This window comes from Streptomyces flaveus (assembly GCF_014647675.1).
In the GTDB taxonomy this organism is placed as follows: domain Bacteria; phylum Actinomycetota; class Actinomycetes; order Streptomycetales; family Streptomycetaceae; genus Streptomyces; species Streptomyces flaveus.
Genome location: NZ_BMPQ01000003.1, coordinates 512054 through 525098, shown reverse-complemented (window position 1 = coordinate 525098; position 13045 = coordinate 512054). Strand labels below are relative to the sequence as shown.

12 protein-coding genes and 1 pseudogene are annotated in these 13045 nt (G+C 69.9%); 4 read left to right on the top strand and 9 right to left on the bottom strand.

Going from position 1 to position 13045, the window contains the following annotated elements; all coding sequences use genetic code 11:
- Positions 1 to 9: 9 nt before the first annotated feature.
- The 3 genes and pseudogenes from IEZ21_RS09100 to IEZ21_RS09090 form a co-directional block, all read right to left on the bottom strand.
- Entirely contained in the window at positions 10 to 1293 is a 1284-nt protein-coding gene (locus tag IEZ21_RS09100; RefSeq protein ID WP_189321333.1) for a vanadium-dependent haloperoxidase, read from the bottom strand.
- Between the two features lie 482 nt (positions 1294 to 1775).
- A complete protein-coding gene (locus tag IEZ21_RS09095) occupies positions 1776 to 2987 on the bottom strand; it encodes a hypothetical protein (protein ID WP_189321332.1) in 1212 nt (403 codons plus the stop codon).
- Between the two features lie 236 nt (positions 2988 to 3223).
- Positions 3224 to 3466: pseudogene (locus IEZ21_RS09090) on the bottom strand (aminoglycoside phosphotransferase family protein); the annotation flags it as partial.
- A gap of 132 nt (positions 3467 to 3598) precedes the next feature.
- Here IEZ21_RS09090 and IEZ21_RS09085 point away from each other — a divergent pair.
- Entirely contained in the window at positions 3599 to 4243 is a 645-nt protein-coding gene (locus tag IEZ21_RS09085; RefSeq protein WP_189321331.1) for a dihydrofolate reductase family protein, read from the top strand.
- 217 nt (positions 4244 to 4460) lie between these two features.
- On the opposite strand, the gene IEZ21_RS09080 is transcribed toward IEZ21_RS09085, so the two are convergent.
- Together IEZ21_RS09080 and IEZ21_RS09075 are read right to left on the bottom strand one after the other, a co-directional pair.
- Positions 4461 to 5222 carry a nucleotidyltransferase domain-containing protein gene (locus IEZ21_RS09080; RefSeq protein ID WP_189321330.1) on the bottom strand — a complete coding sequence of 254 codons (762 nt, stop codon included), beginning with the start codon at positions 5220 to 5222 and terminating at the stop codon, positions 4461 to 4463.
- A 285-nt stretch (positions 5223 to 5507) separates the two neighbouring features.
- A complete protein-coding gene (locus tag IEZ21_RS09075) occupies positions 5508 to 6653 on the bottom strand; it encodes a peptidoglycan recognition protein family protein (protein ID WP_189321329.1) in 1146 nt (381 codons plus the stop codon).
- 387 nt (positions 6654 to 7040) lie between these two features.
- Between IEZ21_RS09075 and IEZ21_RS09070 the strand changes: the two genes are divergently transcribed.
- A complete protein-coding gene (locus IEZ21_RS09070) occupies positions 7041 to 7457 on the top strand; it encodes a RidA family protein (RefSeq protein WP_189321328.1) in 417 nt (138 codons plus the stop codon).
- On the opposite strand, the gene IEZ21_RS09065 is transcribed toward IEZ21_RS09070, so the two are convergent.
- Both IEZ21_RS09065 and IEZ21_RS09060 read right to left on the bottom strand, forming a co-directional pair.
- Positions 7454 to 8173: an aspartate/glutamate racemase family protein gene (locus IEZ21_RS09065; RefSeq protein ID WP_189321327.1), complete on the bottom strand. Its 720-nt coding sequence runs from the start codon at positions 8171 to 8173 to the stop codon at positions 7454 to 7456. The genes IEZ21_RS09070 and IEZ21_RS09065 overlap by 4 nt on opposite strands.
- A 2-nt stretch (positions 8174 to 8175) precedes the next feature.
- On the bottom strand, positions 8176 to 9657 hold the full coding sequence (locus IEZ21_RS09060) for an NCS1 family nucleobase:cation symporter-1 (RefSeq protein ID WP_189321326.1): 1482 nt from the start codon (positions 9655 to 9657) through the stop codon (positions 8176 to 8178).
- Positions 9658 to 9873: 216 nt separating this feature from the next.
- Here IEZ21_RS09060 and IEZ21_RS09055 point away from each other — a divergent pair, with 216 nt between their 5' ends.
- Positions 9874 to 10608, top strand: coding sequence for a GntR family transcriptional regulator (locus IEZ21_RS09055; RefSeq protein ID WP_189321325.1), 735 nt, complete (start codon positions 9874 to 9876; stop codon positions 10606 to 10608).
- Positions 10609 to 10620: 12 nt separating this feature from the next.
- Here the strand turns inward: IEZ21_RS09055 and pip are convergent, their stop codons facing one another.
- Together pip and IEZ21_RS09045 are read right to left on the bottom strand one after the other, a co-directional pair.
- Positions 10621 to 11586 carry a prolyl aminopeptidase gene (gene pip / locus IEZ21_RS09050; protein ID WP_189321324.1) on the bottom strand — a complete coding sequence of 322 codons (966 nt, stop codon included), beginning with the start codon at positions 11584 to 11586 and terminating at the stop codon, positions 10621 to 10623.
- Between the two features lie 9 nt (positions 11587 to 11595).
- Positions 11596 to 12342, bottom strand: a complete 747-nt coding sequence (locus tag IEZ21_RS09045; RefSeq protein ID WP_189321323.1) for a uracil-DNA glycosylase — start codon at positions 12340 to 12342, stop codon at positions 11596 to 11598.
- Positions 12343 to 12442: 100 nt separating this feature from the next.
- On the opposite strand from IEZ21_RS09045, the gene IEZ21_RS09040 reads away from it, so the two are divergent.
- Positions 12443 to 12970, top strand: a complete 528-nt coding sequence (locus IEZ21_RS09040) for an RNA-binding S4 domain-containing protein (RefSeq protein ID WP_189321322.1) — start codon at positions 12443 to 12445, stop codon at positions 12968 to 12970.
- The last annotated feature ends 75 nt before the right edge of the window (positions 12971 to 13045 follow it).

The following is a 13045-nucleotide window of genomic DNA, read 5'->3' as shown; positions in this document are numbered from 1 at the left end:
TGTGGGAGGTCACCGGCCGGCGGGCCGGAAGTAGTGCCTCAGTGCCCAGCGGGAGACTGCGCGGCCCAGCTGGTTGCCGTCGGTCGTCGCCTTACGGAAGTGGATGCCCAGCCAGATCCGGGCATTCTTCGTCTCCTGGTTCAGCGCGTCCGCGGTGGCATAGTGCCGGGTCGTGCCGGTGACGGCGGAGTCCACCGTCAGGTCGATGTTCCGCGCCCCGAACAGATGGCTGAGGCCGGCCGTGGTGGCGCCGGTGAGGCAGGCGTGTCCGCTCGGGTAGTCCGGGTAGGGCGGGTTCGCAACCAGCGGGCTCCACGCCGGGTCGGGTGCGGTGGCCGGGTTGGAGTCGGTGTCGGCGAGCTGGATCGCGGTGCTCGGACGCCAGTAGGCGTGGTCGTACTTGCCGCGCCAGCAGGCGATGGCCGCGTCCGCGGTGGTCGTGTTGAGGAGGGCGAACATCCGCGCGCTGTCGGCGATGTCCAGATGCCTGCGGGCGGCCTGGTCACGGAACGCGGTCTGGAACTGGCGGGGCAGGTTGTCGTTCCAGAACCTGGCGGTCTCGGTCTGCGCCGGCGTACGACTGCCGCCGGAAGCCACGCCGACTGCCTTCACCTCGTTGAAGTCCCGGGTGTAGGCGGTGCTGTTCAGCGCGTCAGGGCCGGCCAGGGGTATCTGGCTCGGGGACTTGAGCAGCAGCGGCCGGACGAACCCGAGCCAGGGAGCCAGCATCGGCGCGAACGCGGGCGGCGCCGGCCGCCACACCCCCGGCGCCGGGGTCACGTCCAGCGTCACGTCGGCGCCGCGGCCATCACCCGTACGCAGCCGCACCAGGGTAGCGGCGGCCGCCTTTCCCGCCCGGATGCCGTGCGTCTTGCCGACACCCTCGCGGATCTTCGCCAGCGACGCGGCGTAATCGGAGCTCAACGCCTGCTGGGACGCCGGGAAGTAGTGACTGAGCACCTTGTACGCGGCCGTCGCCGCGGCGGCCTGCGAGGAGGCGTGCGGGCGGGGGCGCGGCTGCTTGGCGTACGGTACGTACCTGCCGTCGATGGCCGCCACCGCGTCGTACACGGCGGTCGAGACGAAACCCAAGTACAACTGCGCCACCGGCGGGGGCTGCTGCCCCTCCGCGAAGATGGTGCGCACGGCGATGGCGTTCCAGTCCGTGATCACCGCGGGGTCCGCGGCGGCGCGCGGGGCCGCCTGCGCGGTGGACACGAGCGCGGTCGGCGTCGCGACCGCCATCGCCGTGGCGCATCCGACGGCCAGCCGTAAGAACGTCCTGACAGGCATGATCCCCCCAACCGGAGCGGTCGGCGGGACCAGGAGGCGGGGTCCACCCGTGTCGTCGTCGGCTCGGTCCCGCCAATCTCCTCGCGCCACCGACCCTCGTCAAGGTCCCTGACGTCCCGGCGGCGAAGGCGACGCTCGGCAGGTCATGCGGACAGCGCGTCCATCGCCTCTCGCAGGGCTTCGGCGACAGCGAGCACATCAGCAGCGGAGCCGATTGCGGCGAAAGGACAACGTGAAGTACCGATACCAGTTCGAGAGCAACTCCTCCGTGACGGCTTACACCGCTGACTGACCCCCTGCCGCCCTGCACTTCGGCTCCGGCCTGCGCCTCCTCAGGGTGGCCGGTGGCCGAGGGATACGCGGCGCGTCAGCCCACCGGCCGCACGTACTCTTTCGGCTCGCCCTGCGGACAACGCTGAAGCGCAGGGAAGAAGTGATGGGAAGGGCGGCGCACACGGCAGTGCCGGGCCAGTTGGCGGGCCTCACCGTTTCAGGCTGACGATGATGACCTTGTACGCGGGGTCGCTGCTCGCCGATGCCACGGAGCCGACTCCGAGGATCTTGTCGGTGCCCGGGACCGCCGTGATGGCGTTCAGCCGGAACCATGCCTTTCCCTTGATGCCGTAGCTGCTCGGCGGCTCCGGGTCCGCGATGCGTTCGCAACTGCCGTCCGCGGTGAGGTACTTGCGGGCGCTGAGGACCTCCCCGCGCTCGCCGTCGCGGACCGCGTGGCCGCGGTCGGCGCATGCTCCCTCGGTGTTCGGCAGTTTGGTCCAGCGGGTGCCGTTCCAGCGCAGGTGGATGTGCTCCGCCGGTGGGTCGGGTTCGTCGTCCTCGCTGACGGAGGTGAGCTCGCCGTAGGCGTGTACGTCGCCGTCCAGCGCGACGACCTGAGTGAGGAGCACCGTCTGCTCGGGGGCCGGGACCGTGTAGTGGTACTCCGGCGTCGGTACGAGCTTCCAGGCGCGGCCGTCCCAGTGCACGGCGGCGGGCTGGCCGCCAGGCAACCCCGGGCCCTCGTCGGGCCCCTTTCCGTAGCGGCTGCCGACCGCCCACAGGTCGTCGGACGCGACGCCGTCGAGTGCGGCGACGGTGGTGGGCAGGTCCATGGCCGTCCAGCGGGTGCCGTCCCAGTGGTACGCCCTGGTCCCGCCGTCGAGGACCCAGATGTCGTCCGGGGCGAGGGCCTTGATGTCGGCGGCCCGGGGATCGCCGGGGAGCTCGGGCAGTGCCGTCCAGCGGGTGCCGTCCCAGTGAGCCATCCGCAGCGAGTTCAGGTCCAGGCTCGCTGTCAGCAGGAGTCCGCCGGAGTCCACGGCGTCGAAGCGCGCGTCGTAGACGCTGGTGCCGAACGACGCCGGCAGGGGGCGGCGCTGCCAGTGGGTGCCGTCGTGGTGCAGGAGGAAGCCGTCGTCGGCCGACTCGTCTCCTGGTTGGCCGATGGTGGGGGTGGACTGGCCCGCCGCCCAGATGTCGTCGGCGGCGGTCGCCCTCACGTCGGACAGCACGGTCGTGCCGTTGGCCCTCTGGTCGAATGCCTCGTCGTAGTTCCAGGTCATGTCGGAGTCGCTGTTCCGGGTCACGCCAGAGTCGCTTGTGGCACGTAAGGCCACCACGGCAACGACCAGAAGCAGGACCACAGCGATCGCCACGTTGATCTTGACCGCGCGCGTGTTCACGTACGTGTTCCCCATCTCGTACTCACCCCCAGTCCCAGGCCCGGGGCCGCAGAGCATACGTTCCGGCTCCTGGTCCGGAGCCACTCGAACCGTGCCCTTGCCGGATGGGCATCCCGGTGCGACGAGACATGACCTTGTGCATGTGGGTCTAGATCAGCCGGGCAGCCGCAAGGTTGCCTACCTTCACCCTTTCTGCACCGCTGCCTTCGCGCATCCGCTCTTCAGCAGGCGAATGTTGTGCTGGGCACGGCCGCGTCGGCCTCCCTGTTCAGCCAGTCCTCGGCGTGCTCCACGTAGAACGGGTCGACGAAGATCCGCAGCACCAGGTCGCGGGTGCCTCCGTCCCGCGTACCGACGGTCAGCCGCCGCATTTCGGCAGTGATGCCGCCGTGCAGCGCCTCGGTTCTGACGATCCGTTCACCGACCTCCAGGTGCCGACTCACCCAAGCCAGGGTCAACGGTCGGACAGCCACCACCTCATCGTGGTTGGTCACTGTGCCACCGCATCATCCGGACGGCGGCACGCGTAAAACTTTTGTTGGAGCAGATCCGTGCGCGACCGATGAGATCGGCGCCGCGGTCCGGTCGTACCGAATGACGACCCCAGCGCGAAGGGAACTGCGACCATGAAACTGACGACCGTCACGAACGTCTCCGTCGACGGAGTGACGCAGGGACATCGACGGATTGATGCAGGGACCCGGCGCGAAGCCGACGCGCCGGACGAGGATGGCAGCGGCGGATTCGAGCGCTTCGGATGGGCCCCGCCACTGCTCGACGACGAGGCCTCGACGTTCATCAGCCTGGCCTTCCAGCGCGCCGACGCGTTCCTGTTCGGCCGGCGGACCTACGAGATCTTCGCCGGCTCCTGGGGAGCAGGCATGGATCCGGGAAACCCCGTCGGAGAGGCGTTGAACACGCGGCCCAAGTACGTCGCCTCGACCACACTGACCGACCCGCAATGGGCGGACACGACCGTCCTGTCCGGTGACGTCGCGGGCGCCATCGGTGAGCTGAGAGCCGAGCCGGGCGGTGAGCTGCAAGTGTGGGGCAGTGGCACCCTGATCCGCTGGCTGCTCAACCACCGGCTGGTCGACGAGATCGTACTGCTCACCTATCCCGTGATCGTCGGCCAGGGCACGCGGCTCTTCCCCGCCACCGGCTCGGACACAGGACTCGAGCTGGTCGACTTGCAGTCCACCCCGAAGGGGCTGACGATCCAGACCTACCGCACCACCGGTCGCCCGCAGTACGAGACGGCCACCGCCTGAAGCAGGCGACATAGGTCCGCTGTAGACGAGGAGCACTCGGCGTCTTCCGAATCATCGCCTTCCGGATCACCGCGGCCTCCGACCTCGCCGCCGCGCTCAACCACCCCCGCCCGGACGGAGGGGAGGGTGGCCAAGTGGTCGAGGAAAGCGGAGCCGTTCAACTCTCGTACGGGTCACACCTCACGAGCAGTTCAATGATTGACGTCCTCAGGAGCGGCTACTGAGAAACTGCCCGGTTGAAGAGCGTCTCGGCCTCCGCGACCGCTCGGACGAGGGCCGTCGGGTCCGAGGTCAAGTTCCCCACCAGCACGTCGACTTCACGCAACCCGGCCCGCTCCAACAACCGCTTCTCATTGGTGACCCACTCCCCCCGCGCCGCCAGCACCGCATGCGCCGTCTGCGTCGCCGCGACGGCCATCGCGCCCGCGACCTGAGTGAGGGCGCCCTTCGGGGCGTGGCCGGCCTTCGCGTAGGCGAGGGTGGCGGTGGCCATGTCGTGCCAGCGGTCGGGGGCGGTCTTGCGCAAGGCCTGCGGATAGGCGGAAGGGCGGCGCAGTTCACCCCGTAGCACCTGGTTGATCGCGAGTTCGGCGACGAGCAGGTACGTCGGGATTCCCGCGAGGTGGAACATCAGGGGTTCGATGCGGAAGCGGCCCTCCTCGACCTCCGCGTACACGTGCTCGACGACGTCCAGGTCCCGGTAATGGACGTCCACGCGCCGCCCCTCGATCGTCAGCCACGCGCCGCCGTTGAAGACTCCGCCGCCCCAGCCGCCGATCTCCGAGACCTCGCCCTCCCAGCCGACGGCTCGCAGATCCTCGGGGTCGAAGGCGCCGCGGTAGTACACCGCCAAATCCCAGTCACTGTCCGGGCGGTGGGTGCCCTGGGCCCGGGACCCGCCGAGGGCCACCGCCTGGACAGCGGGGAGGGCGGCCAGGCGGTCGGCGACTGGGTCGATGAAGGCGGATTCGTCGTTCACTGCGGGTCACTCCACGAAGGTCGCGAGGGGTGTACGGCCGCAGTCGGCGCGGTCAACTCGGCGTCCATGGGGCCCCTTCGTCGCCGTACGCAATGCGCGTGATGCGGAGCCTCCACCGTAATCTCTCCGACTGACAATCCTCGCGGACTGACAGCTCTCCGCCGGCCGCCAGGGGATGCCGGCACGTTCGGCCTGGCATCCCCTGGCGGGCTGATCGGGCTGGTCGAGCTGGGCTTCAGGGTCCCCCGTCCCCCGTCCCTAGGTGCCACCGAGCCCCCGGAGGGGTCAGCGACCCGCGGCCACCGCGTCGCGCAGGGTGGCCAGTTCGTCGTACATCACCTGGCCGGGGCACTCGGTCGCCATCCAGTCGCGGTGACCGCTGATTTCCGGTACGTCCCTGGTGGTGCCGTTGATCGGGTTGGTGTACGTGACCTGGGCCTTGGGGTCGACTCCGTGGAGGCGGACCAGGATACGGGTCAGGCGGGTGAGTGCCGCGCGGGCGGCTTCGGTCGGGCCCTGGGTGGTCAGGGTGCCGAGGAGGGCGATGCCGAGGTTGCCGGAGTTGAAGCCGGCGGCGTGGAAGGCGGTGACGAGGTTGCCGTCGCCGTCGTGGGCGGGGATGCCGTCGTCGCCGGAGAAGCGGCCCTCGTAGATGGTGCCCGCCTCGTCTATGAGGAAGTGGTAGCCGATGTCGCCCCAGTCGTTGGTGACCGCGTGGAGCTCGTAGATCGCACGCATCGTGGCGGCCGGGTCGGGGTCGGCGTTGACGGTGGCGGTGTGGTGGACCGTGAGGGTCTGGAACGGGAAGTACGCGGTCGGCGTGTTCTCCGAGCCGTCCGGCTTGAAGCGCAGCGACTCGTCCGCGCCCCAGGCCGCGCGCGTCAGGTAGGCGACGCCGCGCACCCGGGTCGTGTCGGCCGGGACGGCCACCTTGCGCGCCGGGCCCTGCTTGGTGTCGATGGCACAGGAACGCAGGTCGGTGGCGCCGTTCGGGGCCTTCACCTCGTAACCGGACGCCTGGCCTGCGGAGACGAGCAGGACACCGCCGTTGCTGTCCGAACAGCCGCTGGCGCTCAGGTCTTTCCAGGCGCCCTGGCTGCCGTCGGCGTCGGTCAGCCGGATGCCGCCGCCTGCGGCTTCGCGCGTGCCTGCCCAGCGGAGGCCCACGTAGGCGATGGGAAAGGCGGCCTCGACGGGTGTTTCGCCGGTGGCCGCCTTGGTGCGGGTCTTGGGGAACTCCTCCGGTGTCGTACCGGGTTCGGCGGCCGTGGTGTCGGCGTCGGTGGAATCCGCGTCGGCGGAGTCCGAGTTGGTGGTCGCCATCACGGCGGGGGTGATCACGGCACCTGCCGCGACCGCGCCTGCCGCGCCGATCAACCCACGCCGGGTGACGCGGGATTTGGGGCGATGAGAAGTGGGGGGAACAGTCATCGGGGGGATCCTTACAGGGTTCCGTGGTCGTTCCTGACGGCTACAAGGGCATACGGGCCCCGCGCGCCAGCCGTACTTGAAGACGCAAGGGATCATACGGTTCCGGGATAACGTTTCGGCCGCCACCCCCTGGGAAATTGGCGGGAGTTGACCTACTCCGCAGTAGGTCCGGCTCGCCTCACGAGACGAGACGAGACGAGGCGAGCCGGGGCAGAGCGGGACAGAGCCGCTGCCCACCCCGTCCCGTCTCCCGCCCGAATACTCGGATGCGCGACCACCCCCGCCACCCGCACGATCGACAGGTCATCTCTCGTCAAGTCGCCGGAAGCCAAGCCAAGTCACCGGAAATCACCGCTTGACGAGACCTCGCCGAACCCGGGAGACCCCATGCTCAAGCGCGTCACCGTCCCCACCCTCTTCCCGCCCCCGGCCTACTCCCACGCCTCCGTGGTCGAAACGGGCACGCGTCTCGCCTTCCTCGCCGGATCCGTCCCCCTCGACGCCGGCGGAAAGCTCGTCGGCGAAGGCGATCCCGTACGGCAGGCCGAGCAGGTCATCGCCAATCTGGGCGAGCAACTGCACGCGGTCGGCAGCGACTTGGTACACGTCGCGTACACCGACGTGTACGTCGTGACGAACGACCCCGCCGTGCTCTCGCAGGTCTGGGACGTCGTCGAGGCCTCCGGTCTCAGCGTCGGCCCGCACTCGTCGACCCTCCTCGGCGTCGCCTGCCTCGGCTACCCGGGCCAGCTCGTGGAGATCACGGCGACGGCCGTCGTGCCCGAGTCCGGCGCCACCCCCTAACGAACCTCCTTCGGCCCCCAACTCCGGCTCTTCGGCAGCGGCTTCGCGTAACTCCCGGCGCGGCTCGTCGTCAGCCCCAGGCTCACCAGCGACTCGGCGAGCTTCACGGCAGCGGCCACTCCGTCGACGACCGGCAGCCCCAGCTTGTCGCCGACCACCCGTTGAAGTCCCGTCATCCCGGCGCAGCCGAGCACCAGTACCTCGGCGCCGGCGTCGCGGGCCTGTTCGGCGGCGGTCACGAAGGCCTCCTCCGTGCGGAGCAAGTCGCCGAGGTCGAGGACGCCGAGGCCCGTGCCCACGACGGCGGCGCAGTTCTGGGCGACCCCGGCCGCGTACAGGCTGTCCTCGATCTGCCCGCGCGAGCGCTCCAGCGTGGTGACGACGCCGTAGCGCCGGCCCAGGAGACACGCGAGGTGGGCGGCCGCTTCGGTGATGTCGACGACGGGTACGTCCACGAGTTCCCGTACGCCCTCACGCCCGTGTTCCCCGAAGCCCGCCATGACGATGGCGTCGTACGCCTCGTCGTACGTCCGCAACGTGTCGAGGACGGCCGCCGCCGAGAGGTAGCTGTCGAGCCAGCCCTCGACGGACTCGGGCCCCCATGCGGGGGTCAGACCGGTCACGGTGGTACCCGGGCCCGCGGCGGCCCGGGCACCTCGTACGATCTCCGCGGTCATCTCCTGCGTCGTGTTGCAGTTGGTGACGACGATCCGCACGTTCAGCCCTCCACAGTGGCGGGCTCGGAGGCGGCGGCTTCACCGGCGGCGCGCTCGGTGCGGCAGAGCAGGGCGTACAGCCCGGCGGCCATCGCCGTTCCGATGAACCACGAGTACGGGGCCACGTTGCTGAAGTCCTTCACCAGCGCGAGCACCGCCGACACCGCCGCCGCGGGCAAGAACGCCCACAGGGCCTTGGGGTTGACGCCCTTGCGGTAGTAGTAGCGGGACCCGGGTGTGGCGTTGAAGAGCGCGTCGACGTCGATACGGCCGCGCTTGACCCAGAAGTAGTCGAGCATGATCACACCGAACAGCGGGCCCAGGAAGGCGCCGAGGCCGCCGAGGAAGTACTGGACGACCGTGGGGTTGGAGAAGAGGTTCCACGGGGTCACGACCAGCGCGGCCACCGTGCTGATCATGCCGCCGACCTTGAAGGTGATCTTCTGCGGCCAGACGTTCGCCAGGTCGTATGCCGGTGAGACGAAGTTGGCGACGATGTTGACGCCCATGGTGGCGATGGCGAAGGTGAGCGCGGCCAGTACCAGCACCCAGGTGTTGCCGACCTTGGCGACGAGTTCCGCCGGGTCGGTGATGGCCTCGCCGAACACCTCGAGCGATCCGGCCGTGACGATGACCGACACGACGACGAAGGCCGTCGAGTTGATGGGCAGGCCCCAGAAGTTGCCGCGCTTGACCGTCTTGTAGGTGGGCGCGAAGCGCGAGAAGTCGCAGAAGTTGAGCATCAGCGTGCCGTACGTGGCGAGAATGAGCCCGATCGCGCCGAACCACTGCCGCCACTGCTCGCCCGTCGAGACCGGGTGCGGGGTGTCGGTGAGCGAGATGGTCCAGCCGGCCTTGGCGAGGATCCACACGGCGAGCGCGATCATCACGACCCAGATCGCCGGACCGCAGAAGTCCTGGAACTTGCGCACCGACTCCATGCCCTGGCTGATGATCAGCGCCTGGATGATCCAGAGGGCGAGGAAGGAGATCCAGCCGAGCGCGTGCAGACCCAGGAAGTCGCTGTGCGTCCAGGACTCCAGTCCGGGCCAGGCCGCGAGCAGCATGACGTTGACGGCGACGGAGGCCAGGTAGGTCTGGATTCCGTACCACATGATCGCGATGACGGCCCTGATCAGGGCGGGGATGTTGGCGCCCCAGACGCCGAAGCTGATGCGGCTGACGACCGGGAAGGGCACGCCGTGGCGCTGTCCGATCCTCCCCATCCAGTTCATGCCGATGTAGATGATGACGAAGCCGACGAGCAGGGACGTGAACACCTGCCACACGTTCATACCGAGGACCAGAAGGCCTGCCGCGAACGTGTAGTTGCCGAGGTTGTGGACGTCTGACATCCACATGGCGAAGAGATCGAAGACCTTCCAGTTCCGCTTCTTCGCGGGCGCGAGGTCTTCGTTGGTGAGCCTGGGATCGGGGACGAACTCGGTGGCGCTCTGGGCTGCGGCCGGATCGGCGAGGGACACGGAGCCTCCAGGGGGAGAGCGGAGAGCAGGGAGTGGGGGGCGGGGACGAGCGTGAGCGGCGGGGTGATCGCTCGCGTTCGTGAGCGGAGGGTGGTCACCTCGCTCGCGATTTTGGTATACCAAACTTGCATTATGGTCCCGCCGCCAACGGCACTCGGCAATGTCCGTGCGGTTACGGCTCGGTAAAACAGCCCCCGGTTCGGTGAAGATGGAGCCATGACAACGGTGGAACCGCTGGGGGCGGTGCGCGAGCGAGTCCTCGCCACGCTGCGGCAGGAGATCATCACCGGACGGCTGCGGCCCGGCGACCGGCTGGTCGAGCGCGAGCTGGCCGACCGCTTCGGGGTCTCCCGCGTCCCCGTCCGCGAGGCGATCCGCGCCCTGGTCGCGGAGGGCTTCGTCCACTTCGAGACCCCGCGCCGCACCGTCGTACGCCCACTGACCCCGACGGACGTCAAGGAACTCTTCGAACTCCGCGAGGCCCTCGAGGTGTACGCCACCGGACTCGCCGCGCAGCGCGCCACCCGGGCCGACCTCGCCGAACTGGAAGAACTGCTCGACCGCGCGGAGACCGCCACTCGCACCCAGGACGCGACGGCGATCCCCGAGATCAACACCCGTTTCCACGACCGCATCCTGACGATGGCCGGCAACGGCCTGCTGGTCTCGGTCATGGAACCGGTCGCCGGCCGCGTGCGCTGGCTCACCCACCAGAACGAGGAGTGGCCCCAACTCCTCATCGAACACCGCGAGTTGTACGCCGCCATCGCCTCCGGCGACCCGGAACGCGCCCGCGCCCACGCCCTCGCACACGTCCAGGCCAACTACCGCTCGACGGTGCGGCAGCTCTTCGGCGACACCGAGGCCGGCTCCGGCGGATCCGGCACGGACGGCTCCGGCCCCGACGGCTCCGGGACCGGGGCCGGGGCCGGGGCCGGGGCCAACAAGTGAACGGGCTCGGCGCTAGCGAGCCGCCGCGTACTTGTCCGTAGCCGCGATCAACGCGTCCACGACATCCGCCGCCCCCGCGTTGTGCCCCACGTCGTCGATCATGACCAGCTCACTCCCGGGCCAGGCCTGCTGGAGACGCCAGACGGTGCCGAGAAGGTTGCCGAAGTCGAGGCTGCCCTGGACGAGGGTGCCGGGGATGTCCTTGAGGAGCGGGGCGTCGCGGAGGACCACTCCCTCCTCGTTGCCCTCGCCGAGGAAGTGGTCGTTGCCCCAGTAGTGCGTGACCGTGCGGGCGAAGCCCATGCGGAACACCGGATCCTCGTAGCGGGGGATCGAACGCGGCGGGGCGGGAGTCATGGCCGTCTCCCAGTCCGTCCAGGCCCGTGCCGCCCGCGCCCGCACCTCGGGGTCGGGCGACTCGATCAGCCGGTTGTACGCCACCGCCAGATTCCCTTCGCGCTCGTCCTCGGGCAGCTCCGCGAGGAACCGCTCGAAGGCCTCGGGGAAGAACTGTCCGAGCCCTCTGGTCATCAGGGCCACTTCCCGGTTGGCCGCGGTCGCGACGGCTGTCAGCACCAGCTCGGAGACGGCGCCGGGGTGCGTCTGCGCATACCGCAGCCCGAGCACCGACCCCCACGACACGCCCCACACCAGCCACCGCTCGATCCCCAGGTGCCGCCGCAGCCGCTCCAGGTCGGCGATGATGTGCGCCGTCGTGTTGACGCTCATGTCGGTGTCGTACGCGCTCGCGTGCGGTGTGGACTGTCCACAGCCGCGCTGGTCGAGGACGACGATGCGGTACGCGGCCGGGTCGAAGTACCGCCGGAAGAAGGGGCTGCTCCCGGAACCGGGCCCGCCGTGCAGCACCACCGCGGGCTTGCCGCGCGGGTTGCCGCACACCTCCCAGTAGACGTGGTTGCCGTCGCCGACGTCGAGCATGCCGTGGTCGTACGGTTCGATCTCCGGATAAAGAGGCATCGGGCGACCCTAACCGGCATACGGGCGGGTCGGTAGGCCTGCCGTCGCGGCGGCCGTACACAGCACGTTCCGCAACATTTCGGGCGTGAGGCGCCCGGTGAAGGTGTTGCGCTGGCTCACGTGGAAGCATCCGAAGAGCTCCAGCGGGCTGTTCGGCGGAGTGTCAGTCGGGCTGTCGGTCAGGCTCTCCAGTACGACCTGCGCGCCGTGGGAGAACACCGGCCGGGGCCGGGGCACGGTCCACCCCGCCTCGGCGAACGCGGGCAGCGCGGCCTGCCACCCGAAAGCCCCGAGCACCACGACCGCCCGGAGGGTGGGTTTGAGCAGCTTCAGCTCGCTCACGAGCCAGGGGCGGCAGGTGTCGCGCTCCTCGGGGGTCGGTTTGTTGGCGGGCGGCGCGCAGTGCACGGGCGAGGTGACGCGTACGCCGTACAGGGCCAGCCCGTCGTCCACGCTCACGGACGTGGGCTGCGAGGCCAGCCCCACCTCGTGCAACGCCGCGTACAGCACGTCCCCGGAACGGTCCCCGGTGAACATCCGTCCGGTCCGGTTCCCGCCGTGCGCCGCGGGTGCGAGCCCGATGACCAGCAGCGGCGCGTCCGGCGGTCCGAACCCCGGCACCGGGCGGCCCCAGTACGTCCACTCCGCGAAGGCCGCGCGTTTTGTACGGGCCACCTCCTCTCGCCAGTCGACCAGCCGCGGGCAGGCCCGGCAGCCGGCGACCCGCGCGTCCAGCTCGGCCAAGCTGTTGTCCATGCCCACAACGGTATGCCTGCGATGTATGCCCGGGATGCGGGTGTGAGGCGGGGTGCAAAAGGGCTCCGGCTACTCGCTTCCCGAGGACTAAGGTCGAAGCATGGCTTCAGGGACTCAGGGGAACGGCACGGACAGTGCGGGTGGCGCGGGCGCGGGCGAGCGCGAGGCCGGCTCGGCCGAGGCGGTGGCCGCCGCGAAGGCTGCCGCCCCCGCGAACGGTGAGACCGTCCGCGCCGACAGCTGGATCTGGTCCGTACGTCTCGTCAAGACCCGCTCGATGGGCGCCACCGCCTGTCGCGGTGGCCACGTCCGCGTGAACGGTGAACGCGTCAAGCCCGCACACGCGCTCCGCGTCGGCGACGAGGTCCGCCTGCGCCAGGGCATCCGCGAACGAGTCGTCGTCGTCAAGCGCCTGATCCGCAAGCGGGTCGGAGCCCCAGTCGCCGCCGAGTGCTACATCGACAACTCCCCACCACCCCCGCCCCGCGAGGCCGTCGCCCCCGCAGGCATCCGCGACCGAGGCACCGGCCGCCCCACCAAACGCGACCGCCGCGAACTGGAACGACTGCGGGGGTTGGCGGGGCCTGGCCCCGCCACGGGCCCCGGCCCCGGAGCCAGCCCACGTTGATCACGCTGCCCGGCGCAAGCACCCGGACGCTGTTGGTGAGGCGGTCCAGCGCGGGGTCGCGGCACCGCAGGGTGG